The sequence below is a fragment of the Streptomyces fulvoviolaceus genome (genome assembly GCF_000718165.1).
Lineage (GTDB): Bacteria > Actinomycetota > Actinomycetes > Streptomycetales > Streptomycetaceae > Streptomyces > Streptomyces fulvoviolaceus.
In genome coordinates this window covers 13,200-37,286 of sequence record NZ_JOEY01000029.1, presented here as the reverse complement: position 1 = coordinate 37,286, position 24,087 = coordinate 13,200, and the positions used below count along the sequence as shown (strand labels likewise).

Annotated in this window: 18 protein-coding genes; 11 read left to right on the top strand and 7 right to left on the bottom strand. The window is 70.1% G+C overall.

The window, feature by feature from the left end; genetic code table 11:
* The first annotated feature begins 146 nt into the window (after positions 1-146).
* The 8 genes from IG08_RS0129605 (at position 147) to IG08_RS0129570 (ending at position 7,859) form a co-directional block, all read left to right on the top strand.
* Positions 147-989: a M24 family metallopeptidase gene (locus tag IG08_RS0129605; protein WP_030609075.1), complete on the top strand. Its 843-nt coding sequence runs from the start codon at positions 147-149 to the stop codon at positions 987-989.
* Entirely contained in the window at positions 986-2,740 is a 1,755-nt protein-coding gene (locus IG08_RS0129600) for an SDR family oxidoreductase (RefSeq protein WP_030609060.1), read from the top strand. The genes IG08_RS0129605 and IG08_RS0129600 overlap by 4 nt, the downstream gene beginning before the upstream one ends.
* Positions 2,737-3,624: a metal-dependent hydrolase gene (locus tag IG08_RS0129595; RefSeq protein ID WP_030609058.1), complete on the top strand. Its 888-nt coding sequence runs from the start codon at positions 2,737-2,739 to the stop codon at positions 3,622-3,624. The genes IG08_RS0129600 and IG08_RS0129595 overlap by 4 nt, the downstream gene beginning before the upstream one ends.
* 237 nt (positions 3,625-3,861) lie before the next feature.
* A complete protein-coding gene (locus IG08_RS0129590; RefSeq protein WP_030609055.1) occupies positions 3,862-4,794 on the top strand; it encodes a MerR family transcriptional regulator in 933 nt (310 codons plus the stop codon).
* 122 nt (positions 4,795-4,916) lie between these two features.
* Positions 4,917-5,480 carry an RNA 2'-phosphotransferase gene (locus tag IG08_RS0129585; protein WP_030609051.1) on the top strand — a complete coding sequence of 188 codons (564 nt, stop codon included), beginning with the start codon at positions 4,917-4,919 and terminating at the stop codon, positions 5,478-5,480.
* Positions 5,481-5,499: 19 nt separating this feature from the next.
* On the top strand, positions 5,500-5,943 hold the full coding sequence (locus tag IG08_RS0129580; RefSeq protein ID WP_063757797.1) for a hypothetical protein: 444 nt from the start codon (positions 5,500-5,502) through the stop codon (positions 5,941-5,943).
* Between the two features lie 51 nt (positions 5,944-5,994).
* Complete coding sequence (locus IG08_RS0129575; protein ID WP_030609045.1) at positions 5,995-6,897, top strand: LLM class flavin-dependent oxidoreductase; 903 nt, start codon at positions 5,995-5,997, stop codon at positions 6,895-6,897.
* A gap of 77 nt (positions 6,898-6,974) precedes the next feature.
* Positions 6,975-7,859 (top strand): HAD hydrolase family protein, encoded by an 885-nt coding sequence (locus tag IG08_RS0129570; RefSeq protein WP_199820920.1) that lies wholly within the window; start codon positions 6,975-6,977, stop codon positions 7,857-7,859.
* On the opposite strand, the gene IG08_RS0129565 is transcribed toward IG08_RS0129570, so the two are convergent.
* The 6 genes from IG08_RS0129565 to hisC all read right to left on the bottom strand — a co-directional run bounded on the left by IG08_RS0129565 (position 7,856) and on the right by hisC (position 18,259).
* Positions 7,856-8,920 carry a peptidoglycan DD-metalloendopeptidase family protein gene (locus IG08_RS0129565; RefSeq protein ID WP_030609039.1) on the bottom strand — a complete coding sequence of 355 codons (1,065 nt, stop codon included), beginning with the start codon at positions 8,918-8,920 and terminating at the stop codon, positions 7,856-7,858. The two genes, IG08_RS0129570 and IG08_RS0129565, sit on opposite strands and share 4 nt — an antisense overlap.
* 104 nt (positions 8,921-9,024) lie before the next feature.
* Positions 9,025-10,683 carry a sensor histidine kinase gene (locus IG08_RS0129560; RefSeq protein ID WP_030609037.1) on the bottom strand — a complete coding sequence of 553 codons (1,659 nt, stop codon included), beginning with the start codon at positions 10,681-10,683 and terminating at the stop codon, positions 9,025-9,027.
* 62 nt (positions 10,684-10,745) lie between these two features.
* Entirely contained in the window at positions 10,746-14,234 is a 3,489-nt protein-coding gene (gene cydD, locus IG08_RS0129555; protein WP_030609034.1) for a thiol reductant ABC exporter subunit CydD, read from the bottom strand.
* Positions 14,235-14,304: 70 nt separating this feature from the next.
* Positions 14,305-15,309, bottom strand: a complete 1,005-nt coding sequence (gene cydB / locus IG08_RS0129550) for a cytochrome d ubiquinol oxidase subunit II (RefSeq protein WP_030609031.1) — start codon at positions 15,307-15,309, stop codon at positions 14,305-14,307.
* 18 nt (positions 15,310-15,327) lie between these two features.
* Entirely contained in the window at positions 15,328-16,842 is a 1,515-nt protein-coding gene (locus IG08_RS0129545; protein WP_030609029.1) for a cytochrome ubiquinol oxidase subunit I, read from the bottom strand.
* Positions 16,843-17,179: 337 nt separating this feature from the next.
* Complete coding sequence (gene hisC / locus IG08_RS0129540; protein WP_030609027.1) at positions 17,180-18,259, bottom strand: histidinol-phosphate transaminase; 1,080 nt, start codon at positions 18,257-18,259, stop codon at positions 17,180-17,182.
* A 420-nt stretch (positions 18,260-18,679) separates the two neighbouring features.
* Here hisC and IG08_RS0129535 point away from each other — a divergent pair, with 420 nt between their 5' ends.
* The 3 genes from IG08_RS0129535 (at position 18,680) to IG08_RS0129525 (ending at position 22,127) form a co-directional block, all read left to right on the top strand.
* Positions 18,680-19,792, top strand: a complete 1,113-nt coding sequence (locus IG08_RS0129535) for a LacI family DNA-binding transcriptional regulator (protein WP_078655799.1) — start codon at positions 18,680-18,682, stop codon at positions 19,790-19,792.
* 201 nt (positions 19,793-19,993) lie between these two features.
* Positions 19,994-21,070, top strand: coding sequence for a metallophosphoesterase (locus IG08_RS0129530; RefSeq protein WP_030609023.1), 1,077 nt, complete (start codon positions 19,994-19,996; stop codon positions 21,068-21,070).
* 193 nt (positions 21,071-21,263) lie between these two features.
* Positions 21,264-22,127, top strand: a complete 864-nt coding sequence (locus IG08_RS0129525; protein ID WP_030609021.1) for a membrane protein — start codon at positions 21,264-21,266, stop codon at positions 22,125-22,127.
* 78 nt (positions 22,128-22,205) lie between these two features.
* Here IG08_RS0129525 and thiC read toward each other — a convergent pair whose 3' ends face one another.
* Positions 22,206-24,011 (bottom strand): phosphomethylpyrimidine synthase ThiC, encoded by a 1,806-nt coding sequence (thiC, locus tag IG08_RS0129520; protein WP_030609018.1) that lies wholly within the window; start codon positions 24,009-24,011, stop codon positions 22,206-22,208.
* Positions 24,012-24,087 lie beyond the last annotated feature (76 nt).

The following is a 24,087-nucleotide window of genomic DNA, read 5'->3' as shown; positions in this document are numbered from 1 at the left end:
CAACGCACGGCCGGTTGTCCACATCCGGGCCGTTGTCCACAGGCCCACACAGGCCTATTGACGCAGCCTCTAACAACTGTCACATTCACCAGTGTCAAGTTACGGGCACGTACCGCAGTCAGCGTCGACGAGGGTGGGGCAGTGGCATGACGACGGCAGTGGCAGGCGAACTGGCCGCGGAACTGCGGGGGTTCAGAAAGGTACAACGCCTCGCGTACGAGTGCGCGGAAGCGGTCGCCGCCCGGCTGCAGCCCGGGGTGACCGAGCGCGAGGCCGCCCGCATGCAGCGCGAGTGGCTGCGCGAGCGGGGCGTGCGGGACTGGTTCCACCTGCCCTTCGCCTGGTTCGGGGACCGCACGGCGTTCGTGGACTTCCGCATCCCGCTGCAGTTCTTCCCCACGAACCGCCGGCTCGAGCCCGGCATGCCGTTCATCCTTGACATGGCCCCGGTCCACGAGGGCTACACCGCCGACATCGGCTATTCCGGCTCGCTCGGCATCAACCCGGTGCAGGACAGGCTCATGGCCGACCTGGAGGCGCACCGCGGGTTGATCCTCCGCGAGGTGCGCGAGCGGCGCCCGCTGCGCGAGATCTACGAGGACGTGGACCGCCTCATGGTCCGGCAGGGCTACGCCAACCGGCACCGCGCGTATCCCTTCGGCGTGATCGCCCACAAGGTGGACCGGGTGCGGGAGCGCCGCTGGTCCCCGCGTCTGTTCGGGTTCGGCACGCAGTCCTTGAAGGGCCTGGCGGCCGACGCGCTGCACGGCCACCGCGAGGGCTGGTCCCCGCTGTGGTCGCCGTACCGCTTCTCCGACCACCCGCCCCGGCCGGGCCTGTGGGCGGTCGAACCCCACCTCGGCTTCCGGGGTACGGGCGCGAAGTTCGAGGAGATCCTGGTCGTCACCGACTCGAGGGACCCCGAGCAGAGCGCCTTCTGGCTGGACGACGATCTGCCGCACGTGCGGCGCTGGGCGGAGGAGAAGTGACGCTGCAGGGCGCGCGCGAGCGCTGGGTGCGGACCGGCGGGGTCGAGCTGTGCGTGGCCGAGCTGGGGGACCCCTCGGCACCGACGGTCGTCCTCGTGCACGGCTATCCGGACAGCAAGGAGGTGTGGTCCGAGGTTGCGCCGCGCCTGGCCGAGCGCTTCCACGTCGTGTTGTACGACGTCCGCGGCCACGGCCGGTCCACCGCACCTCAGCCCCTGCGCGGCGGGTTCACGCTGGAGAAGCTGACGGACGACTTCCTGGCCGTCGCGGACGCGGTCAGCCCGGACCGGCCGGTGCACCTGGTGGGGCACGACTGGGGCTCGGTGCAGTCCTGGGAGTTCACCACAGTCAAGCGCACCGAGGGCCGTATCGCCTCCTTCACCTCGATGTCCGGGCCCTCCCTCGACCACTTCGGCCACTGGATCAACAAGCGCCTCCGGCGGCCCACCCCGCGCCGGGTCGGCCAGCTCCTCGGCCAGGGCGCCAAGTCCTGGTACGTGTACGCGCTGCACACGCCCGTGCTGCCCGAACTGGCCTGGCGCGGCCCGCTCGGCAAGCGCTGGACCCGCCTGCTGGAGCGCGCCGAGAAGCTCCCCCACGGCGACTATCCGACCTCGTCCCTGCCCACGGACGCGGCGCACGGCGCCTGGCTGTACCGGGACAACATCCGGGCCCGACTGCGCCGCCCCCGTACGGACGCGTACGCGCACGCGCCCGTGCAGCTCATCACGCCCCTGGGGGACGCGTTCCTCTCGGAGAAGCTCTACGACGAACTGGAGCTGTGGGCTCCGCAGTTGACCCGGCGCACGCTCCCGGCCAAGCACTGGATCCCCCGCACCCGTCCGGACCAACTGACAGCCTGGATCACGGAGTTCGTGACATCCGTGGAGGGCGGCAGGCCTGCGTCCAAGCCGACGGGCCGGTACACCGAGCGGTTCGGCGGGCAGCTCGTCCTGGTCACCGGCGCGGGCAGCGGCATCGGACGGGCCACGGCGTTCGCCTTCGCCGAGGCCGGCGCACGTGTGGTCGTCGTGGACCGGGACGCCGCGGCGGCGGCTCGCACCGCCGAGCTGTCCCGGCTGGTCGGTGCCCCCGAGGCCTGGGCGGAGACCGTCGACGTCTCCGACGAGCAGGCCATGGAGAAGCTCGCCGAGAAGGTCGCCGCCGAGTACGGCGTGGTGGACGTCCTGGTCAACAATGCCGGGATCGGCCTGGGCGGCTCCTTCTTCGACACCACCTCGGAGGACTGGAAGAAGGTCCTCGACGTCAACCTGTGGGGCGTGATCCACGGCTGCCGGCTCTTCGGGAAGCAGATGGCCGAGCGCGGACAGGGCGGCCACATCGTCAACACCGCGTCGGCGGCGGCGTATCAGCCCTCCAAGGCCCTGCCCGCCTACAGCACCTCCAAGGCGGCCGTGCTGATGCTCAGCGAGTGCCTGCGCGCCGAGCTGGCCGGGCAGGGGATCGGCGTGAGCGCGATCTGCCCCGGCTTCGTCAACACCAACATCACCTCGACCGCGCGCTTCGCGGGCGTCGACGCCGAGGAGGAGAAGCGGCGCCAGAAGAAGTCCGCGCGGCTGTACGGGCTGCGGAACTACCCGCCGGAGAAGGTCGCCGACGCGATCCTGCGGGCGGTCGTGCGCAACCAGGCCGTCGTCCCGGTCACGCCCGAGGCCCGCGGCGCCCATCTCATGTCCCGCTTCACGCCCAGGGCACTGCGGGCGATCGCACGGCTGGAGCCACCGCTGTGAGCTCTTCGGAAGCCCACTACGCGATCAGCCCGCGCCGGGTGTCCTTCGACTGGTCGCGCACACCCCTGCACTGGATCCCGGGCGAGCCGACCGCGACCCACGTCATCAACGTCCTGCACCTGCTGCTGCCGGCGGGGGAGCGGTGGTTCGTGAAGGTCTTCAAGGAGGCCCTGCCGCGGGTGAGAGACCCCGAACTCCTGGTGGACGTCAAGGGATTCATGGGCCAGGAGGCCACGCACAGCGTCCAGCACACCCACGTGCTGGACCACCTGGCGGCGCAGAAGCTGGACACCGCCGACTTCACCAAGTACGTCGACTTCCTCTTCGAGCGGCTGCTCGGCGAACAGCCTCCCCTCAACGCGCCGATACCCGCGCGGGAGTGGCTGCGCTTCCGGCTCTCGGTCGTCGCGGCGATCGAGCAGTTCACGGCGGTGCTCGGCGACTGGGTCCTGGCCGCCGAGGGCCTGGACCGGGCCGGCGCCGACGAGGTCATGCTCGACCTGCTGCGCTGGCACGGCGCCGAGGAGGTCGAACACCGTGCGGTCGCCTTCGACATGTTCCAGCACTGCGGCGGCACGGGCGCGCCCCGATACGCCCGCCGGCTCGCGGGGATGGCGGTGACGGCGCCGGTGATGCTCTACCTGTGGATGTGGGGCACGGCCTACCTGATACGGCACGACCCGCAGCTCGCGGGCCGGCTCCGCTACTCGCTCACCGAGCACGAGAAGGCCGTACGGAAGGGGCTGCTGCCCGCCTGGCGGGAGCTGGGCGCGGCGATACCCCGATACTTCCGGCGCTCCTACCACCCGTCGCAGGAAGGGTCGTTGAGCCGGGCGGTGGAGTATCTGAAACGGTCGACCGCAGCCAGGGCGGACGTCGCATAGAACCGCCGTGGGCATTCCTGCACCGGGCCGCGGAGTTCGACGCGGGCCTGTTCGGGATCTCGTCGCCGCGAGGCGCCGGCCACGGACCCGCAGCACGCCCTGCACGATCCCGACCCGGACCGGATCGGGACGTCGTACACCCGCAGCGGCGACCCGTTCCGCGGAACGGGTGGGCACGGCCTGCAGCGCCGGGCGCCGTTGAACGGATGGCACAGCAACGGACGGAGGCAGCCGAGCGTGGACAGGACGTACCGGATCGAGGACCTCGCGCACCTCAGCGGCGCCACCGTCCGCACCATCCGCGCCTACCAGGACCGCGGCCTCCTCCCCCGACCCGTGCGCCGCGGCCGTGCCAACGTCTACGCGGACGCCCATCTCGCCCGTCTGCGCCAGATCGCCGACCTCCTCGACCGCGGCTACACCCTGGCCTCCATCAAGGAGCTCCTGGAGGCCTGGGACGCGGGCCGTGGTCTCGGCGGGGTGCTCGGGCTGGTCGCCGAGGTCGACGGTCCGTGGACCGACGAGGAGGCGGTACGGATCTCACGCGCCGAGCTGGACGAACGCTTCGGCGGCACACCCGACGACGCGGCGATCGCCGACGCCGTGGAGCTCGGCGTACTGGAGCCGGTGCCCGCAGACTCCGAGTCCTTCCTCGTGCCGAGCCCCCAAGAGCTGGCCGTGGCCGTCGAGTTGCACGCTGCCGGTGTCCCGCTGTCCGCGATCTCCGGTCACCTACGGGAGTTGAGGGGCCAGGTGGAGCACATCGCGGCCCGTTTCCTGGAGTTCACCACCGAGCACGTCTTCGCCCGCTACCTCGACGGACCACACCGCCCGACCGACGCGGACGCGGCAGAAGCGGCCTCGCTGGTACGACGACTGCGGCCGCTCGCGCAGCAGACCGTGGACGCGGAACTCGCCCGGGCGATGCGGTCGTTGGCGGTCCGGCACCTGCGACAGCACCTGGGCGACGGGGCGGGTGCGCCGCCCCCGGATCAGACGCGTTCCGTGGCGATTCCCTCGGAGACAATGCGGGCCGTCGAGGGGCTGGTTGGTCCGGCACAGGCGCCCGCGTTCGTCGCGCTGGCCGCCGAACGGGAGGTGCGGGCCCGCGCCTTGGACCACCTCGCCACAAGTCACGCCACATCAGATGATCTTGACGAAACACCCTGAATCGACGGCTGGTTGTCCACAGATTCGCCAATTCCCCTGTGGATAACCGCACTTGGTTGTGGATCAAACATGCCGACCAAAATCATTCGCGTGATTCACGTCTCTCCCGGCACGCTGGCGGGATGAACGAGAACAGGATGGACGAGAGACGCACCGTGAAGGTGTCCAAGTACCTCTCGAAGCATCTGCGCCACCAGCCCGAAAGGATCGGGCTCACCCTCGACGAGGCCGGCTGGGTCGAGATCGACACATTGATGGCCGCAGCGGCCGCACACGGATTCCGGTTCACGCGCGAGGAGCTGGACCACGTCGTCGCCGCCAACGACAAGAAGCGCTTCGCGATCGACGGCACCCGGATCCGCGCCAGCCAGGGCCACACCATCGACGTCGACCTCGGCCTGCCCCCGGCGACCCCGCCGCCGTACCTCTACCACGGGACCGTGGCCCGCTGCCTGGACGCGATCCGCACCGAGGGCCTGCGCCCCATGAACCGGCACGACGTGCACCTCTCGCCCGACCGCGAGACGGCGACGCGCGTCGGCGCCCGCCGCGGCCGCCCGGTCGTGCTCTCCGTGGACGCGGGCGCGATGCACCGCGACGGCCACGTCTTCCACGTCAGCGCGAACGGGGTGTGGCTCACGCAGGCCGTGCCATCGCGGTATCTGCGGTTTCCCGAGTCGCACTGACCCCCGGATGATCGAGCCCATGGACCACCTCCCCACCACCGAGGCCGCCGTCACCGCTCTGCGCGCGCTCGCCGCCGAGTACGCGCTCGACATCACGGTCACCCACGACATCGGCGCGGACCAGACCTCCCGCCGCACCGCCTCGGGCGTCGGCGTCACCGCCGACCCGGACGGCTCCCTGCCCCACGAGGCCTACGTCGAGCTCGGCGGCCGACCCCAGGTGGATGTGCGGCTGTTCCCGGACGACGACGCGCTGATCACCGTCGACGGGGTGGAGTGCCCGGACATCGCCCGCGACGACGTGCCCGCCTTCCTCCGCGCCCTCTACGACGGCCATGCCTGGGTCAAGGCGCGCCGCTTCCCGCCGAGCCACTATCTGATGGTGCCGCTGCCGGGCGACCGTGTGCACAAGGAGTTCATCCTGGTCGGCCTCAGCCCGTGGCTGAACGGCCGCACGCGTTGACCGTGGGTGACTGTTTCACGTGAAACACGTTCGGGCGCATACGCTCGATGCATGAGTTTGCGTCTGAGCACCGTGATCCTCCCGTACCGCCGCTGGAACGAGGGGAGCCGCGAGGCATGGCAGCGCGCGGAGCAGCTCGGCTTCCACACCGGGTACACCTACGACCACCTGTCCTGGCGCACCTTCCGTGACGGCCCGTGGTTCGGGGCCGTCCCCACGCTGACCGCCGCCGCGGCCGTCACCGACCACCTCCGTCTGGGCACCCTGGTGACCTCGCCGAACTTCCGGCACCCGGTGACCCTCGCCAAGGAGCTGATCTCCCTGGACGACGTCTCCGGCGGCCGGGTCACCCTCGGCATCGGCGCGGGCGGGACCGGCTTCGACGCCACCGCGCTCGGCCAGGAGCCGTGGACCCCGCGCGAGCGTGCCGACCGGCTCGCGGAGTTCGTCCCGCTGCTCGACCGGCTGCTCAGCGAGGATTCGGTGTCGTACGAGGGCGACTTCTACTCTGCGCACGAGGCGCGCAACATCCCGGGCTGTGTGCAGCGCCCCCGGCTGCCCTTCGCGGTGGCCGCCACCGGGCCGCGCGGGCTCAGGCTCGCCGCGCGCTACGGGCAGGCGTGGGTGACCACCGGCGACCCCAAGCTGTACGAGAACGGCACTCCTGAACAGTCGGTTCAAGCCATTCGCGGACAGGCCGAGCGGCTGGCCGACGCCTGCGCCGAGATCGGCCGGGACGTGGCCGGGATGGACAAGATCCTGCTCACCGGTTTCACCCCGGACCGCGCGCGTCCGCTGGAGTCCCTCGAGGCGTTCGTGGACTTCGCGGGCCGGCACCGGGAACTGGGCTTCACCGAGATCGTGATCCACTGGCCGATCCCCGACTCGGACTTCGCCGCGGACGAGAAGGTCTTCGAGCAGATCGCCATGGAGGCGCTCGCACAGCTCGGCTGAGGCCGCAGAGCGTGAGGGTGCAGGTGGGAGACGGTTACCACTCACATGCGCGGACTGCCGCACGGCCGTGCACGCATATGCGGGAGAATGACCCGGTGACCTCAGCGACTCGACAGCCCGAGACCCCGGCTCCCACCGTCCCGCCGCGGCTGATAGCCACCGATCTCGACGGCACCCTCCTGCGCGACGACAAGTCGGTCTCCCCGCGCACGGTCGCCGCCCTCGCAGCCGCCGAGGAGGCGGGCATCGAGGTCTTCTTCGTCACCGGCCGCCCGGCCCGCTGGATGGACGTCGTCAGCGACCATGTCCACGGTCACGGCCTGGCGATCTGCGGCAACGGCGCCGCGGTGGTCGACCTGCACGGCGGCCCCGGCGCTCACCGGTTCGTGAAGGTGCGGGAGCTCGCCCGGGAGAACGCGCTGGACGCCGTAAGGCTGCTGCGGGACGCGGCGCCGGGCACGGTGTACGCGGTGGAGCAGACGTACGGCTTCTACCAGGAGCCGGACTATCCGAAGCTGCACATGGAGATCCCGGACAACCTCGCGCCGGCCGAGGCCCTGCTGGCGCCGGACGGCCCGGGTGCCGGCGAGCCGGTGCTCAAGATCCTCGCCTATCACCCCTCGATGGACCCGGACGCCTTCCTCACTCTCTCCCGCCTCGCCATCGACGACCGGGCCAACGTCACCCGCTCCAGCCCCAGCGCGCTGCTGGAGATCAGCGGTCCCGGCGTCTCCAAGGCCAGCACGCTCGCCCTGTGCTGTGCCGAGCGCGGTATCTCGCACGAGGAAGTCGTCGCCTTCGGTGACATGCCCAACGACGTCGAGATGCTCACCTGGGCCGGGCAGTCGTACGCGATGGGCAACGCGCATCCGGATGTGATCGCGGCGGCCTCGGGCCGGACGGTCGCCAACAACGAGGACGGGGTGGCGGTAGTCATCGAACAGATGCTGGAAAGGCGCTAACCGAGGGGAACACCCCGAGCCGCCAGCCACGGCACGGGATCCACAGCCGAGCCGAGCTCCGGCGTGACCCTGACCTCGAAGTGCAGATGCGGGCCGGTGGAGTTGCCGGTCGTGCCGGACTGCCCGATCCACTGGCCGGGGGCGACGCGGTCGCCCTGGTCGACGGTGACGGCGGCGAGGTGGGCGTACTGCGTGTAGTAGCCACCCGCGTGCTCGATCACGATCTCGATACCGAAGGCGCCCCCGCACGACACCTTCACCACGTGGCCCTCGCCCACGGCCCGCACCGGTGTGCCGATCGGCGCCGCGAAGTCCTGTCCGGTGTGCCGGTTGGCCCACCGCGAGCCGCCGCTGCCGAAGCCCGCGGACAGTTCGTACGTCTCCACCGGCGTCACCCACCCGCTCGTGGCGCCCGGCTGCGGCTGGTCCAGCCGGACCGCGCCACGGCAGGAGCCGGCGGCCACGGAGGCGTCGGCCTCCCCCTGCAGCTGCCAGCGGGCCTGTTCGAGCTTGCCCTCGATGTCCTTCTTCAGGCCGGCGAGTTCGGTGTTCTGCTTCTCGAGCGTCTGCCAGGCCGCTGTGGCCTTCACCTCGTCCGCGGCGAGCCGGGCCTCGGCACGGCGGCTCTTGTCGATGGTGTTGTCCACGGCCAGTGTCGCCTGGGAGAAGACGTGCTGACCGCGCATCAGCTCGTCCGGGCTGTTCGCGAGGACGATCTGCGCGGTGAGCGGCAGCCCCCCGCCGCTGCGGTACTGGGCCCGTGCGATCCGGCCGAGGTCCCCGTGCAGGACGGCGATCTCCCGCCGCTCCCGGTCGAGGAGTTCCTCGAACCGCTGGGCCTGCGCCCGCTGCACCTCCGCCTCGCGCCGTCCCGCCTCGTACCGCTGCGTGGCCACGGCCGCGTCCTCGTACAGCCGCGCCACCTGCGCACTGACCCCCGGGTCTTCGCCCTTCCGTTCACCCGCGCCGTCGTCGGTGGCGTCGGTGGGGCGGGCCGCAAGTACGGCGAACGCGCACAGCAGCGCCGGGACGAGCAACGGGTGACGGCGAGATGAGCGCATGTCAGCGATCGTGTCCCGCGCGACGGTGCCCGGTCATTTTCAACTCGTACGGCTGGGGGACACGTTGCGGCAGACGGGTCACGCGGGGCGTCTTTGTGGCCCTGTCAGTACGGCGCCTGCCACACCACCGTCGTGCCGCCGTCGTCCTCCCCGATGCCGGGCCCGTGCCGGCTGTCGCCGCCGAGGGACTCCGCGCGCCGCCTGAGGTTCCGAAGGCCGCTGCGCCGACCGCCCTGGGGGATGCCGACGCCGTCGTCCGCGACGGTCAGGCGTACGCCGGGGCGGCCGTCCGGCAGGTTCACGGTCGCGTCGACGACGACGTCGATCCGGGAGGCCTCGGCGTGCCGGAAGGCGTTGGAGAGGGCCTCGCGCAGGGCCGCGATGAGGTTCTTGCCGGTGAGGTCGCCGACCATGGTGTCGACCGGGCCGGCGAAGCGGTGCGAGGGCTTGAAGCCGAGCGGCACCGCCGCCATGGTGATCTCCCGCAGGACGCGTGTGCGCAGCCCCGACGGAACCTCGGCCGGGCCCTGTTGGAGCGCGAAGATCGCGGTGCGGATCTCCTGGATGGTGACGTCGAGTTCGTCGACCGCCTTGCCGACGCCGTCCTGGACCTCGGGCACGACCGACCGGCGCTGGGCGCTCTCCAGCATCATCCCGGTGGCGAACAGCCGCTGGATGACGAGGTCGTGCAGGTCGCGGGCGATGCGGTCGCGGTCCTCGTACACCGCGAGCCGTTCCCGGTCGCGCTGGGACTCGGCCATCATCAGCGCGAGCGCGGCCTGCGAGGCGAACTGGATCCCCAGGGTGCGCTCCGCCTGCGTGAACGGGCGCTCTCCCCGCGCGCGTGGCGTGACGAGGCTGCCCAGGACGCGGCCGTCGCTCTGCAGGGGCAGCATCATGGTCGGCCCGTAGCCGCGCGCGAAGCCGGTGACGATCCGCGGGTCGGTGGCCGCGTCCTCGACGAACACGGCCTGTCCGTCGAGCAGTTCGGACACGATCTCGCTCTCCGGCGGGACGGCCGTTCCCAACATCTCCGAGGCCCGGTCCGAGGCCACCGCGACGATCTCCAGGCCGCCCTCGTCGCCGGGCAGCAGCACGATCCCGGCCGCCGATCCGGACAGCCGGCGAGCCTGTTCCGCGACGACCTGGAGGGCATCGTCGGCGTCACCGCCGGACAGCAGGGCGGTGGTGACGGCGACCGATCCGTCGATCCAGCGCTCGCGCTGCCCCGCGGCCTCGTACAGACGGGCGTTGCCGACGGCGATGCCGGCCTCCGTGGCCAGCACCCGGACCAGGTTGAGGTCGTAGTCGTTGAACGGCTCGGCCCCGTGCTTCTCCGCCAGGTACAGGTTGCCGAAGATCTCGCCCTGGACGCGGATGGGGACACCGAGGAAGCCGCGCATCGGCGGATGGTGTTCGGGGATGCCGCACGAGCGCGGGTCCGAGGTCAGGTCCGCGAGCCGGACCGGTTCCGGGTCGCGGATGAGGGCTCCCAGCAGTCCCCTGCGCCCGTCGGGCAGGCGTCCGATACGCCGGGCGGTCGCCTCGTCGACCCCGTGGTAGACGAAGTCGGCGAGACCGTCGCCGTCCTCGTCGACGACACCGATGGCCGCGTACCGGGCGCCGGTCAGCGCCGCCGCGGTCTCGCAGATCCGGTCCAGCGTGGAGTGCAGTTCCAGCCCGCTGCCGACGGACCGCATCGCCTCCAGCAGCTGCGGCACGCGGGCGGCGAGTTCGGCGGACTGACTCTCGGCAGGGGACATACCCCGAGCGTAATTAGTCCCTTTTAACCCAGAAAGTCGAGTCAGAAAGCCGGGTGGCGCTTCTAGCGCGCCGCCACCAGCAGCTCCGACTCCGCCTCCCGCTCCGCCATCCCCCGCAACGGCCCCTCCGCCGCCACCAGTTCCGCGTAGCCACCCCGCTGCACCACACGCCCCGCGTCCAGCACGATCACCTCGTCGACCGACTCCAGGCCGGCCAGCCGGTGGGTGATGAGCAGTGTCGTACGGCCCTCGGTGGCGGCCAGCAGATCGGCGGTGAGCGCGTCGGCGGTGGGCAGGTCGAGATGCTCGGCGGGCTCGTCGAGCACGAGGACGGGGAAGTCGGCGAGCAGTGCCCGGGCCAGCGCCAGCCGCTGCCGCTGTCCACCGGACAACCGCGCCCCGTGCTCACCGACCAGCGTGTCCAGCCCGTCGGGCAGGCTGTCGGCCCAGTCGAGCAGCCGGGCCCGCTTCAGCGCGTCACGCAGCTCGTCCTCGGTCGCGCCCTTCTTCGCGAGGAGCAGGTTCTCGCGCACCGAACTGTCGAAGAGGTGCGCGTCCTGCGCACACAGCCCCACGAGCCGCCGTACGTCGTCGCTCTCCAGGGCGTACGCGTCGACACCGCCGAGCGTGTACGAGCCCGCGTCCGCGTCCAGGAAGCGCAGCAACACCTGCGCGAGCGTCGTCTTGCCGGAGCCGGACGCCCCTACGACGGCGATCCGGCGGCCTTCCGTGAGGGTCAGGTCGAGCCCGGCGAGAGCGTCCCGGTCCTGCCCCTCGTGGCGGGCGGCCAGACCCTTGACGACCACCGGGAACGGCGACGCGGGCGCCTGCCGCGGCCGCTCCGGCTCCTGTACGGGTTCGGGCGCGTCCAGCACCTCGTACACGCGCTCCGCACTCCTGCGCACCCGCTGGCGGTACTGCACGGCCAGCGGCAGCCCGAGGACGGCCTCGAAGGCGGCCAGCGGGGTGAGGACGACGACGGCCATGGCGACGCCGCTCAGCCGCCCGCCGGCGACCGCCTGGGCGCCCACGAGGGCGGTGGCGGCGACGGTCAGGCCGGAGATCAGTGCGGTGAGCCCGTCGCCGAGCGCGGTGGCGGTCGCGGCTCGTGAGGCGATCCGGGTGAGGGTGCCGTCGGCCCGCCGTGCCTCGGCGGTACGGGCGGGCAGGGCACCTGCGACGGTCAACTCGGCGGTGCCGGTGAGCAGATCGGTCACCCGCGTCGCCAGCACGCCACGTGCGGGAGCCAGCCTGCGCTCCGCGCGCCGGGCGACGGCACCGGTGACGAGCGGGACGCCCACCCCGGCCGTCAGCAGCCCGGCGGCGAGCGCGGCGCCGGCCTCGGGCAGCAGCCAGGCGGTGAAGCCGACGGAGGCGGCGGACACGGTGAGAGCCGTTCCTGCGGGCAACAGCCACCGCAGCCAGTAGTCCTGCAGGGCGTCCACGTCGGCGACGAGCCGCGACAGGAGGTCACCCCGGCGGGTCTGCCGCAGCCCGGCGGGCGCCAGCCGCTCCAGTCGCCGGTAGACGGCCACCCGGGTGTCGGCGAGCATCCGCAGCACGGCGTCGTGCGACACCAGCCGCTCGGCGTACCGGAAGACGGCCCGCCCGATGCCGAAGGCCCGTGTCGCCGTGACCGCCACCATCAGATACAGCACCGGCGGCTGCTGCGAGGCCCGCGAGATGAGCCACCCGGAGGTGGCCATGAGCCCGACGGCACTGCCGAGCGCGAGGCTGGCGAGCAGCAGCGCGAGGGCGAGGCGGCCACGCCGGGGGCCGGACATGGCGCGGACGCGGGCGAGGCCGCCACGCGTCTCCGCGGTCGGCACAGCCGGGTCCGGCGCATCCGCGGCGAGGGGCGCGTCCGCCTCGATCGGGCGGGCCTGAACCGTCCTGGTCTCCACGTGAGCGGGGAGCACGGGCGGCTCCTCCAGCCGCACCACCCGGTCCGCCACCCCCAGCAACGCCGGTCGGTGCACCACCAGCAGCACCGTCCGCCCGACCGCCAGCCGCCGTACCGCCTCCACGACCTCGGCCTCGGTGGCCCCGTCGAGCGCCGCCGTCGGCTCGTCGAGGAGCAGCACCGGCCGGTCCGCGAGGAACGCCCGCGCCAGTGCGAGCCGCTGCCGCTGCCCGGCAGAGAGTCCGGCGCCGTCCTCGCCGAGCACGGTGTCGGGCCCCTGGGGCAGCGCGTCCACGAACTCCAGCGCCCCCGCGTCCCCCAGCGCCTGCTGTACGGCGTCGTCGTCCGCGTCGGGACGAGCCAGCCGTACGTTCTCCGCGATCGTCCCGGCGAACACGTGCGGCCGCTGCGGCACCCACGCGACCCGTGACCGCCACTCCTCCAGGTCGGCGTCGGTGAGATCGACTCCCCCGACCCGCACCCGCCCCTCGGCGGGCGGCACGAACCCCAGCAGTACGTTCAGCAGCGTCGACTTGCCCGCACCGCTCGGCCCGACGAGCGCGACCGTCTCCCCGAGTTCGACGGCGAAGGACACGTCCGACACGGCGTTCCCGGACCGCCCGGGGTACCGGACGGTGACCCCCTCGAAGGACATCGCGCCCGCCGGCACGGCACCGGTCCCCGACGCCGGCACGGGCGTCTCCAGAACCTGGAAGATCTCCTCGGCGGCGGCCAACCCCTCCGCCGCCGCGTGATACTGCGCCCCCACCTGACGCAGCGGAAGGTACGCCTCGGGTGCGAGCACGAGGATGACCAGACCGACGTACAGATCCATCTCGCCGTGGACGAGCCGCATCCCGATCGTCACGGCGACCAGGGCCACGGAGAGCGTCGCCAGCAGCTCCAGCGCGAAGGAGGAGATGAAGGCGATCCGCAGCGTCCGCATGGTCGCCTGCCGGTACTCGCCGGTGATGCGCCGGATCGAATCGGCCTGCGCCTTGGCCCGTCCGAATACCTTCAGGGTCGGCAGCCCCGCGACGACGTCCAGGAAGTGTCCGGACAGCCGGGACAGCAACTGCCACTGACGGTCCATCCGGGACTGCGTGGCCCAGCCGATCAGCACCATGAAGACCGGGATGAGCGGCAGTGTGCCGACGATGATGGCCGCCGAGACCCAGTCCTCGGTGACGACGCGCGCCAGCACCGCCACCGGCACGACCACCGCCAGCCCCAACTGCGGCAGATAGCGCGAGAAGTAGTCGTCGAGGGCGTCAACTCCGCGCGTGGCCAGCGCGACCAACGATCCGGTCCGCTGTCCGCTCAGCCACCCGGGCCCGAGCGCCGCGGCCCGCTCCAGCAACCTCCCCCGCAGCTCGGACTTCACCGCAGCGCTCGCGCGATGCGCGGCGAGTTCGGTGAGCCAGGAAACGATCGCCCGCCCGCACGCGACCGCCGCCAACAGCAGCAGGGGAGTGCGGAGTTCGGCGACCGGCAGGCCGTGCTGGAATGCGCCGACCACCACCTCGGCGATGAGCATCGCCTGGGCGATGACCAGCGCCGCTCCGACGACACCCAGACCGACGACCGCCACCATGAAGAGGCGAGTGGCGCGGGCGTACCGGAGCAGACGCGGGTCGATCGGTTTCACGTGAAACACACCCTCTTCTCAGTGGGGCACGTTGGGGCATGTTTCACGTGAAACATGCCCCAACTCGGACTCAGTGCACAGCGTCGGCGATGTGCTGCGTACCGATCCGCTTGCGGAACACCCAGTAGGTCCAGCCCTGATAGATCATCACGACCGGCGTGGCGATCACCGCGCACCAGGTCATGATCTTCAGGGTGTACGGGCTCGACGACGCGTTGGTGACCGTGAGGCTCCAGTCCGCATTGAGCGAGGACGGCATGACGTTCGGGAAGAGCGTCAGGAAGAGCATCGCCACGGCCGCCACGATGGTGACGCCGGACAGCGCGAACGACCAGCCCTCACGCCCGGCCTGGTTGGCCGCCAGCGCTGCGACCAGAGCGATGACCGCCACGATCATCGCGACCAGGCTCTCGCCGTCACCGCTGTCGACCTGCGTCCACAGCAGGAAGATCAGCGCGAACACGGCGGTGACGAGGCCGACTTGAAGCGCCAGCTTCCGCGCCCGCTCCCGGATGTCCCCGACCGTCTTGAGCGCCGTGAACACCGTGCCGTGGAAGGTGAACAGCGTCAGCGTCACCAGTCCGCCGAGGAGCGCGTACGGGTTGAGCAGGTCCCAGAAGGTACCGACGTACTCGAAGTCCTGGTCGATCTTCACGCCGTGCACGATGTTCCCGAAGGCCACACCCCACAGGAACGCGGGGATCAGCGAGGTCCAGAAGATCGCGGTCTCCCAGTTGCGCTGCCAGTTCTCCTCGGGCCGCTTGGCCCGGTACTCGAAGGCGACACCGCGGACGATCAGACAGACGAGAATGAACAGCAGGGGCAGGTAGAAGCCGGAGAAGAGCGTGGCGTACCACTCGGGGAAGGCGGCGAAGGTCGCGCCGCCGGCCGAGAGCAGCCACACCTCGTTGCCGTCCCAGACGGGGCCGATGGTGTTGATCAGCACCCGCTTCTCGGTCCGGTTCCGGGCCAGCAGCTTGGTGAGGATGCCGACCCCGAAGTCGAAGCCCTCCAGGAAGAAGTAGCCGGTCCACAGGACGGCGATGAGCACGAACCAGACGTCGTGAAGTTCCATGACTCGATCTCCCTCGGCCTAGTACGAGAAGGCCATTGGCTTGTCGGCGTCACGGGCGTCGCCGCCGATCTTCGTGGGCGGGTTGAGGTCGGCCTCGGTGAGCTCGGGTGGGCCGGCCTTGACGTACTTCACGAGCAGCTTGACCTCGACGACGGCGAGGATGGCGTACAGGCTGGTGAAGACGATCATCGAGGTGAGGATCTCGCCCTGGGAGACGCCGGGGGAGACCGCGTCGCGGGTCTGCAGGACGCCGTAGACGACCCACGGCTGGCGGCCCATCTCGGTGAAGATCCAGCCCCAGGAGTTGGCGATCAGCGGGAAGCCCATGGTGAGGACGGCGATGCGCCAGTACCACTTGGTGAGCTTCGGACCGAGGGCCTTCTTGGCCTTGGGAAGCAGCACGACGTTCGGCACCTCGTCGTCGCCGACCCTCAGGTGCTGCGGCAGCAGGAACTTCTTTCGGGTCAGCCAGAGTCCGAGCAGGCCGATCGCGAAGGACGTCATGCCGAAGCCGATCATCCAGCGGAAGCCCCAGTAGGCGACGGGGATGTTGGGCCGGTAGTCGCCGGGCCCGTACTTCTCCTGCTCGGCCTTGTTGACGTCGTTGATGCCGGGGACGTACGAGGTGAAGTCGTCCTTGGCCAGGAAGGACAGCAGGCCCGGGATCTCTATGGCGACCTTGTTGTGGCCCTTGTCGACGTCGCCGACGGCGAAGATCGAGAAGGGCGCCGGCTTCTCGCCGTCCCACAGGGCCTCGGCCGCGGCCATCTTCATCGGCTGCTGCTCGTACATGATCTTGCCGAGGGTGTCGCCGCTGATCGCGGTGAGCATGCCTCCGATGACGACGGTGACCAAGCCGAGCCGCAGCGAGGTCTTCATGTCGCTGATGTGCTTCTTGCGGAGCAGGTGGAAGGCGGAGATGCCGACCATGAACGCACCGCCGGTGAGGAACGCGGCGGAGAGGGTGTGGAAGGCCTGGGCGAGGGCGGTGTTCTGGGTCAGGACCAGCCAGAAGTCGGTGAGTTCGGCCCTCCCCTTCGCCTCGTTGATCTTGTAGCCCACAGGGTGCTGCATCCACGAGTTGGCCGCGAGGATGAAGTACGCCGACAGGATCGTGCCGATCGAGACCATCCAGATGCAGGCCAGGTGGATCTTCTTGGGCAGCTTGTCCCAGCCGAAGATCCACAGGCCGATGAAGGTGGACTCGAAGAAGAAGGCGATCAGGGCCTCGAAGGCGAGCGGGGCACCGAAGACGTCACCGACGAAGCGTGAGTAGTCGGACCAGTTCATGCCGAACTGGAACTCCTGCACGATGCCCGTGACCACACCCATCGCGATGTTGATCAGGAAGAGCTTGCCCCAGAACTTGGTCGCCCTGAGGTACTTCTCCTTCTCCGTGCGCACCCAGGCGGTCTGCAGTCCGGCCGTGAGAGCGGCGAGCGAGATCGTCAGGGGGACGAACAGGAAGTGGTAGACGGTGGTGATGCCGAACTGCCATCGCGCCAATGTCTCCGGCGCCAGAGCCAAGTCCACGTCGTCAGTCTCCTTACGTGCCGTGGTACAGCGGCAGTTTGCCCCTTATGTCACACACATCATTGGAGCAACCGGGACACGCTTGTGAACGCGTTCACATTCACAAGCAATTATGACGCATGACAGTTCGACACTCATTGGGCGGGGGGTCCCTAAGGGCGGACCGAGCGGCCCCACCGAGCCCGGACCGGTCGCCCCATGGCTCACCAAGGGGTTCTCAGCTGGTGGAACACCCGACACGGGATGCCCCGGGCGCTCCCCCACGGCCCCACACCGACCTCGCGGGGTGACGAATGCCACCTCGCGAGCCCGTGGAACCTGCTGAACCGGCGGACACCTAAAGCTCCTTGCGGAACCCTTCCGCCACCTTCAGGAAGATGTCGTTCGCCTCGGTCTCCCCGACCGTCACCCGCACGCCCTCGCCCGGGAACGGCCGGACCACGACCCCGTGCTGCTCGCACGCCGCCGCGAACGCGGCCGTGTGCTCCCCCAGCCGCAGCCACACGAAGTTCGCCTGGGTCTCGGGCACCGTCCAGCCCTGGGCCCGCAGTCCCTCGACCACGCGGTTGCGCTCACACACCAGCGAGCCGACCCGGCCCAGGAGTTCGTCCTCGGCGCGCAGCGAGGCGATCGCCGCCTCCTGGGCGAGCTGGCTGACCCCGAAGGGCACCGCGGTCTTGCGCAGCGCCGCGGCCACCGGCTCGTGGGCGATCGCGAAGCCGACGCGGAGGCCGGCAAGGCCGTACGCCTTGGAGAAGGTGCGCAGGACGCAGACGTTCGGCCGGTCGCGGTACAACTCGACGCCGTCCGGCACCTCGGCGTCGCGGATGAACTCTCGGTACGCCTCGTCCAGCACCACCAGCACGTCACCCGGCACCCGGTCGAGGAAGCGTTCCAGCTCGGCCCGCCGCACGACCGTGCCCGTCGGGTTGTTGGGGTTGCAGACGAAGATCAGCCGGGTCCGGTCGGTGATCGCGTCGGCCATCGCGTCCAGATCGTGCACATCGCCCGGCGTCAACGGCACCTGCACCGCCTTGGCACCGCTGATCTGCGTGATGATCGGGTACGCCTCGAAGGACCGCCAGGCGTAGATGACCTCGTCGCCCGGCCCGGAGGTCGCCTGGACCAGCTGCTGGGCGACGCCGACCGAACCGGTACCCGTCGCCAGGTGGGAGAGCGGGACGCCGAAGCGCTCCGACAACTCGTTCATCAGGCCCGTGCAGGCCATGTCCGGGTAGCGGTTGAACGACGAGACCGCGGCCGTCACGGTCTCCATCACGCCCGGCAGCGGCGGGTAGGGGTTCTCGTTGGAGGACAGCTTGTAGGCCACCGGACCACCGGCCGCGGCGGGCTTGCCCGGCTTGTAGGTGGGGATACCCTCCAGCTCGGCGCGCAGCTTGGGGCTCGTCTCGCTCACCGCAGTCCTCCTCATGACCACCAGCTACCAATACTCCTCACCTTATGAGGATTGGGCGCCCGTGCGTACCGGTGCGGAGCGACCTCGTACCGCTGAGGCCTCTGACCTCACCCGTCCCACCCGCATCAGGGGCATCGTCGTACGAAGCCAGACGAATCGGGGGGCGCGGTCACATATATCTATGCGCCGGTGGCTCGCGCCGTGGCGCGCATCCCCCGTGAAGGTGAGTTGAGACCTCTTCGAAACATGGGGGACTTGGCAGGCTTGTGCGGGCCGACAAGTCACGTAGTGCCATTGCATCGTTTAACTCCCTTTATTTCCAAGGAGTTTGATGCCTGATGACCATGCAGAAACGTGCCTGTCAACGCGTGCATATGCGTCCGCCCTACCCCACCGCATGAGCCCTACTATCGGCTCGCCATGACAGCAGCAGGGAAGCACCAGGTGAGCCGCGCGGAAACCTCACGTCGAGGCAACCGGCCGGGACGGGCGGGCATCAGAGACGTGGCCGCCGCCGCCGGAGTCTCCATCACTACCGTCTCCGATGCCCTCAACGGCAAGGGCCGGCTCCCGGACGCCACCCGACGCCATGTCCGCGAAGTCGCCGACCGGCTGGGCTACCGCCCGTCGGCCGCCGCCCGAACTCTCCGTACCGGCAAGTCGGGCCTCATCGGCCTGACCGTGACGACGTACGGGGATGAACCTTTCACCTTCACCGAGTTCGCGTACTTCGCCGAGATGGCGCGCGCAGCCACCTCGGCCGCGCTCGCCCGCGGCTACGCCCTCGTCATCCTCCCGGCGACCTCGCGCCACGACGTGTGGTCGAACGTCGCCCTCGACGGGACCGTGGTCATCGACCCGTCCGACCAGGATCCAGTGGTCAGCGAACTGGTCCGGCAGGGTTTACCGGTCGTCTCCGACGGCCGCCCGGCCGGCACGCTGCCGGTCACCGCCTGGGTCGACAACGACCACGAGGCCGCCGTACTCGGCATCCTCGACCACCTGGCCGCCGCCGGCGCCCGCCGCATCGGCCTGCTGACGGGGACCACGACCGACACGTACACCCACCTGTCGACGACCGCGTACCTGCGCTGGTGCGAACGCGTAGGACAGGATCCGGTGTACGAGGCCTATCCGGCGCACGATCCGTGCGCGGGCGCCGTCGCCGCCGACCGGCTGCTCGCCCGCCCCGACCGACCCGACGCCGTCTACGGCCTGTTCGACCCGAACGGCACCGACCTGCTCGCCGCCGCCCGCCGCTACGGGCTGCGCGTCCCGGACGACCTGCTGATCGTCTGCTGCAGCGAATCCACGGTGTACGCCAACACCGAGCCGCCCGTCACCACGCTCTCGCTGAAACCGCGCCGCATCGGCACGGCGGTGGTCCAACTCCTCATCGACGCCATCGAGGGGGTCGAATCGGACCAACCGGTCGAGCAGGTGATACCGACGGAGCTGATCGTGCGTACCTCGTCCCAGCGACGTCCACCGCGCACGACGGTCAGCCCTCCGCGATCACCCGAAGAGGAGTAGGACTAGCGCTGTCAGCAGGCGGTCGAAGCCCTGCCCAATCGGGGCGAAAGCCGCGGTGAACAGGAGTCTTGCTCCGATTCACCACCCCTGGGTCATCACATGGCGCGATCCGCATTCCTATGATGGGCCCACGACACCGCGGGCCGCTGCGACCAGGCAGTCCGATGCGGTGCAGATGCGGCGCGATGGTGGAGGGGTCTGATGACTCAGGGGGCCGGTCAGGGACCCGAGGCGGAGCGGACGGCGACGTTGCGCGACTTCCGGGTGCCCGCGTACGTCCATGAGACCGGTCCGTACGACCACAGCGCACACCCGGGCGATGTGGTTCCGGCGCACGAGGAGGCGTACCCCGAGGTGTATCCGGAGGGGTACACACCCACCAAGCGTGACCTGCCCGTCATCAACCGGGGTGACACGCTTCAGGTGATCGTCGACCCGGCGTCCGTGCCCGTGGGCGGTCCGGGTCCGCTGTTCGTCGTCGGTGACGTGCACGGCTATCTCGACGAACTGGTGGCCGCCCTCCAGGAGAAGGGCCTCATCGACGCCGCGGGCAACTGGTGCGCGGGCACCGCCCGGCTGTGGTTCCTCGGCGACTTCACCGACCGTGGCCCGGACGGCATCGGCGTCATCGACCTCGTGATGCGGCTGTCCGCGGAGGCCGCCGCGGCCGGCGGCTACTGCAAGGCCCTGATGGGCAACCACGAGCTGCTGCTGCTCGGCGCCAAGCGGTTCGGCGACACCCCCGTCAACTCCGGCGCGGGCACCGCCACCTTCCAGGCCGCCTGGCTGCTCAACGGCGGCCAGAAGACCGACATGGACCGCCTCCAGGACCACCACCTGCAGTGGATGGCCCGCCTGGACGCCATGGAGGCGGTCGACGGGCATCTGCTCGTGCACTCCGACACCACCGCCTACCTCGACTACGGCGACTCGATCGAAGCGGTCAACGACAGAGTCCGCGAGACGCTCACGCGCAACGACGCGGACGAGGTGTGGGACCTGTTCCGCAAGTTCACCAAGCGCTTCTCCTTCCGCGACGAGGGCGGCGCCGACCACGTGCGCTCCCTTCTCGATACGTACGGCGGCACCCGCATCGTTCACGGCCACAGCCCGATTCCGTACCTGGTGGGCGACGTCGGCTCCGAGGACGGCGAGGACGGGTCCGGTCCCCTGGTCGAGGGACCGCATGTCTACGCGAGCGGACTGGCCATCGCGATGGACGGTGGCGTGACCATGGCCGGAAAACTGCTGGTCCAGCAACTTCCCCTGGATATCTGAACGTTCACAGGGCAGGCGATCCCCCATGAAGGACTGACGGGAGACGGCGCAGGCCAGGGGCCAATTTCTGGAAACCCCCTGTCACCGCGTGCCGTCACCGCTCTACCATCGGCTTATCCGTAGCAGGCTCCCCTCCGTTTCTGCCCGACGGCTCGTAGTCATGCGAGCCCCAAGCCCTACGGAGCATCGGGGGATGCACATGAACAGCGTTCCGCAGCACCTGCTGAGCGAGGACCGCCAGGAATACGAGCGGATCCTCGATGAGGCGCTGCGCTCCGCACCACACCGCCAGGAGCTGGCCGCTGTGGGACAGCGGCTCAATCCCGAACAGCTGCGCACCATGGCGCTCAACGCCACCGCACTCATCACGGTGGCCGCGGCGTCCGAGTACCAGCACTACGTGAAGGTCCGCGAGGAACAGCGCCGTCCGGCGCCGTCCACCCTGTCGTCCGTGCACGAACCCGGCCCCGCCGAGTCGGGCACGAGCGCGATGGGGCTCGCCACCACCATGGGAGAGGTCGCCGAGACCGCCGGCGCGGGCGCCGTCGCCGTCGTCGCGGTCCTGACACCCGTCCTTGCCGGAATCGCCGCTGCGATCTTCCTGCTTGTGGGCTACAGCCTGAAGATGCTCGACCCGGAGCCGGCGTTCGCCCAGACCATGCTCACCGCCGGTTGGGTGTTCGGCGCCATGACCGCGGCCGCGATCCTCGTCGCCGCAGTCATGCTGCTCCTCACCGCCCTGCGCAACCGGCCCTCGCTCGAAGCCGGTCCGTACGGCGAGATGAGCGGGGAGGTGGCCCGGGCCAGGGAAGCCTGGCGCGAGGCCCTGCTGGAGCGTGGCATCCTCCCCTTCCTCCGGGAGGCACTGGCCGACCCCGGCACCGCCGCACTGCACCACACGGCACCGCCGACGTCGCCCAGCCGGATGCCGCACCTCGGCTACGGCCGCCCCGGCTTCAGCAGCCCGGACGACGGAGCCACCGGCTCACGCCCCAGCTTCAGTAGCCCGGACTACACCAGCCCGGACTACGGGGGGCCAGAACACCAGCCGGAGTAGCCCCTCGGCTTGCGCCCCCGCGCGGGGAGCGCAAGCCGAAGACCCGGCTTCGGGCCGCCCTTCGGCGGTACGTCGACGTCAGTCCGCGATCGGCAGATACACCCGGTTCCCCGCCGCCGCGAACTCCTTCGACTTCTGGTCCATGCCCTGCTCGATCTCCTCCCGGGTACCGCCGTGTTCGCGGCGGATGTCGTGAGAGATCTTCATGCTGCAGAACTTCGGCCCGCACATCGAGCAGAAGTGGGCCGTCTTGGCGGGCTCGGCCGGCAGGGTCTCGTCGTGGAACTCACGGGCCGTGTCCGGGTCGAGGGCGAGGTTGAACTGGTCCTCCCAGCGGAACTCGAAGCGGGCGTCCGACAACGCGTCGTCCCACTCCTGTGCGCCAGGGTGTCCCTTGGCGATGTCCGCCGCATGGGCCGCGATCTTGTAGGTGATGACGCCCGTCTTGACGTCGTCACGATTGGGCAGGCCCAAGTGCTCCTTGGGCGTGACGTAGCAGAGCATCGCCGTGCCCCACCACGCGATCATCGCGGCGCCTATGCCTGAGGTGATGTGGTCGTACGCCGGAGCGACGTCCGTCGTCAGCGGGCCGAGCGTATAGAACGGAGCTTCATCGCAGATCTCCTGCTGAAGGTCGATGTTCTCCTTGATCTTGTGCATCGGGACATGGCCCGGGCCCTCGATCATGGTCTGTACGTTGAAACGCTTGGCGATCGTGTTGAGTTCCCCGAGCGTGCGCAACTCCGCGAACTGCGCCTCGTCGTTGGCGTCCGCGATCGAGCCGGGCCTGAGGCCGTCGCCCAGCGAGTACGTGACGTCGTAGGCGGCGAGGATCTCGCAGAGTTCCTCGAAGTTCTCGTAGAGGAACGACTCCTTGTGGTGCGCCAGGCACCAGGCCGCCATGATCGAACCGCCGCGGGAGACGATGCCCGTCTTGCGGTTCGCCGTCAGCGGCACATACGGCAGGCGCACGCCCGCGTGGACCGTCATGTAGTCCACGCCCTGCTCGGCCTGCTCGATGACCGTGTCCTTGTAGATCTCCCAGGTCAGCTCCTCGGCCCTGCCGTCGACCTTCTCCAGTGCCTGGTAGAGCGGCACCGTGCCGATGGGGACGGGGGAGTTGCGCAGCACCCACTCGCGGGTGGTGTGGATGTTGCGGCCGGTGGACAGGTCCATGACCGTGTCGGCGCCCCAGCGGGTCGCCCAGGTCATCTTCTCGACCTCCTCCTCGATGGAGGAGGTGACCGCGGAGTTGCCGATGTTGGCGTTGACCTTCACCAGGAACCGCTTGCCGATGATCATCGGCTCGATCTCCGGGTGATTGACGTTGGCAGGCAGCACGGCGCGGCCCGCCGCGATCTCCTCGCGGACGACCTCGGGCGACAGGTTCTCCCGGATGGCCACGTACTCCATCTCGGGCGTGACCTCGCCCCGGCGCGCGTACGCCAGCTGCGTGACCGCCCCGCCGTCGCGGCTGCGGCGCGGCAGGCGCGGCCGTCCGGGGAAGACCGCGTCGAGGTTGCGCAGGTTGCCGCCTCGCGGTGAAGTGTGCTTGATCCCGTCGTCCTCGGGGCGGACGGGGCGGCCCGTGTACTCCTCGGTGTCACCGCGGGCGATGATCCAGTTCTCGCGCAGCGGGGCGAGGCCCCGGCGGACATCGGTGTCGGTGAGCGGATCGGTGTACGGGCCCGAGGTGTCGTACAGCGTGACCGACTGCCCGTTGGTGAGGTGCACCTGACGAACCGGCACCCGCAGATCGGGGCGCGAGCCCTCGACGTACGCCTTGTGCCAGCCGATGGACTTCCCAGCCTCCGGGGACTGTTCGCCCTGAATGGGCTCTTCGTCCTGGCTGAAGGCAGGCGTGCGCGCGTCCTTGATGGTCATGAGACCTACTCCCTACGCCGGCATTACCCGGTAACAGGTTCGGCGGTCGACGCAGCGGTTTCCGTCTGCCGACGTT

What these genes read in the sequence shown, in the direction of transcription:
- IG08_RS0129560 (WP_030609037.1), bottom strand. Translation starts at nt 10,683, where the DNA reads ATGTCCCCTGCCGAGAGTCAGTCCGCCGAACTCGCCGCCCGCGTGCCG.
- IG08_RS0129575 (WP_030609045.1), top strand. Translation starts at nt 5,995, where the DNA reads ATGAGTTTGCGTCTGAGCACCGTGATCCTCCCGTACCGCCGCTGGAAC.
- IG08_RS0129605 (WP_030609075.1), top strand. Translation starts at nt 147, where the DNA reads ATGACGACGGCAGTGGCAGGCGAACTGGCCGCGGAACTGCGGGGGTTC.
- IG08_RS0129570 (WP_199820920.1), top strand. Translation starts at nt 6,975, where the DNA reads ATGCGGGAGAATGACCCGGTGACCTCAGCGACTCGACAGCCCGAGACC.
- thiC (WP_030609018.1), bottom strand. Translation starts at nt 24,011, where the DNA reads ATGACCATCAAGGACGCGCGCACGCCTGCCTTCAGCCAGGACGAAGAG.
- IG08_RS0129565 (WP_030609039.1), bottom strand. Translation starts at nt 8,920, where the DNA reads ATGCGCTCATCTCGCCGTCACCCGTTGCTCGTCCCGGCGCTGCTGTGC.
- cydB (WP_030609031.1), bottom strand. Translation starts at nt 15,309, where the DNA reads ATGGAACTTCACGACGTCTGGTTCGTGCTCATCGCCGTCCTGTGGACC.
- IG08_RS0129580 (WP_063757797.1), top strand. Translation starts at nt 5,500, where the DNA reads ATGGACCACCTCCCCACCACCGAGGCCGCCGTCACCGCTCTGCGCGCG.
- IG08_RS0129585 (WP_030609051.1), top strand. Translation starts at nt 4,917, where the DNA reads ATGAACGAGAACAGGATGGACGAGAGACGCACCGTGAAGGTGTCCAAG.
- IG08_RS0129535 (WP_078655799.1), top strand. Translation starts at nt 18,680, where the DNA reads ATGACAGCAGCAGGGAAGCACCAGGTGAGCCGCGCGGAAACCTCACGT.
- IG08_RS0129525 (WP_030609021.1), top strand. Translation starts at nt 21,264, where the DNA reads ATGCACATGAACAGCGTTCCGCAGCACCTGCTGAGCGAGGACCGCCAG.
- IG08_RS0129530 (WP_030609023.1), top strand. Translation starts at nt 19,994, where the DNA reads ATGACTCAGGGGGCCGGTCAGGGACCCGAGGCGGAGCGGACGGCGACG.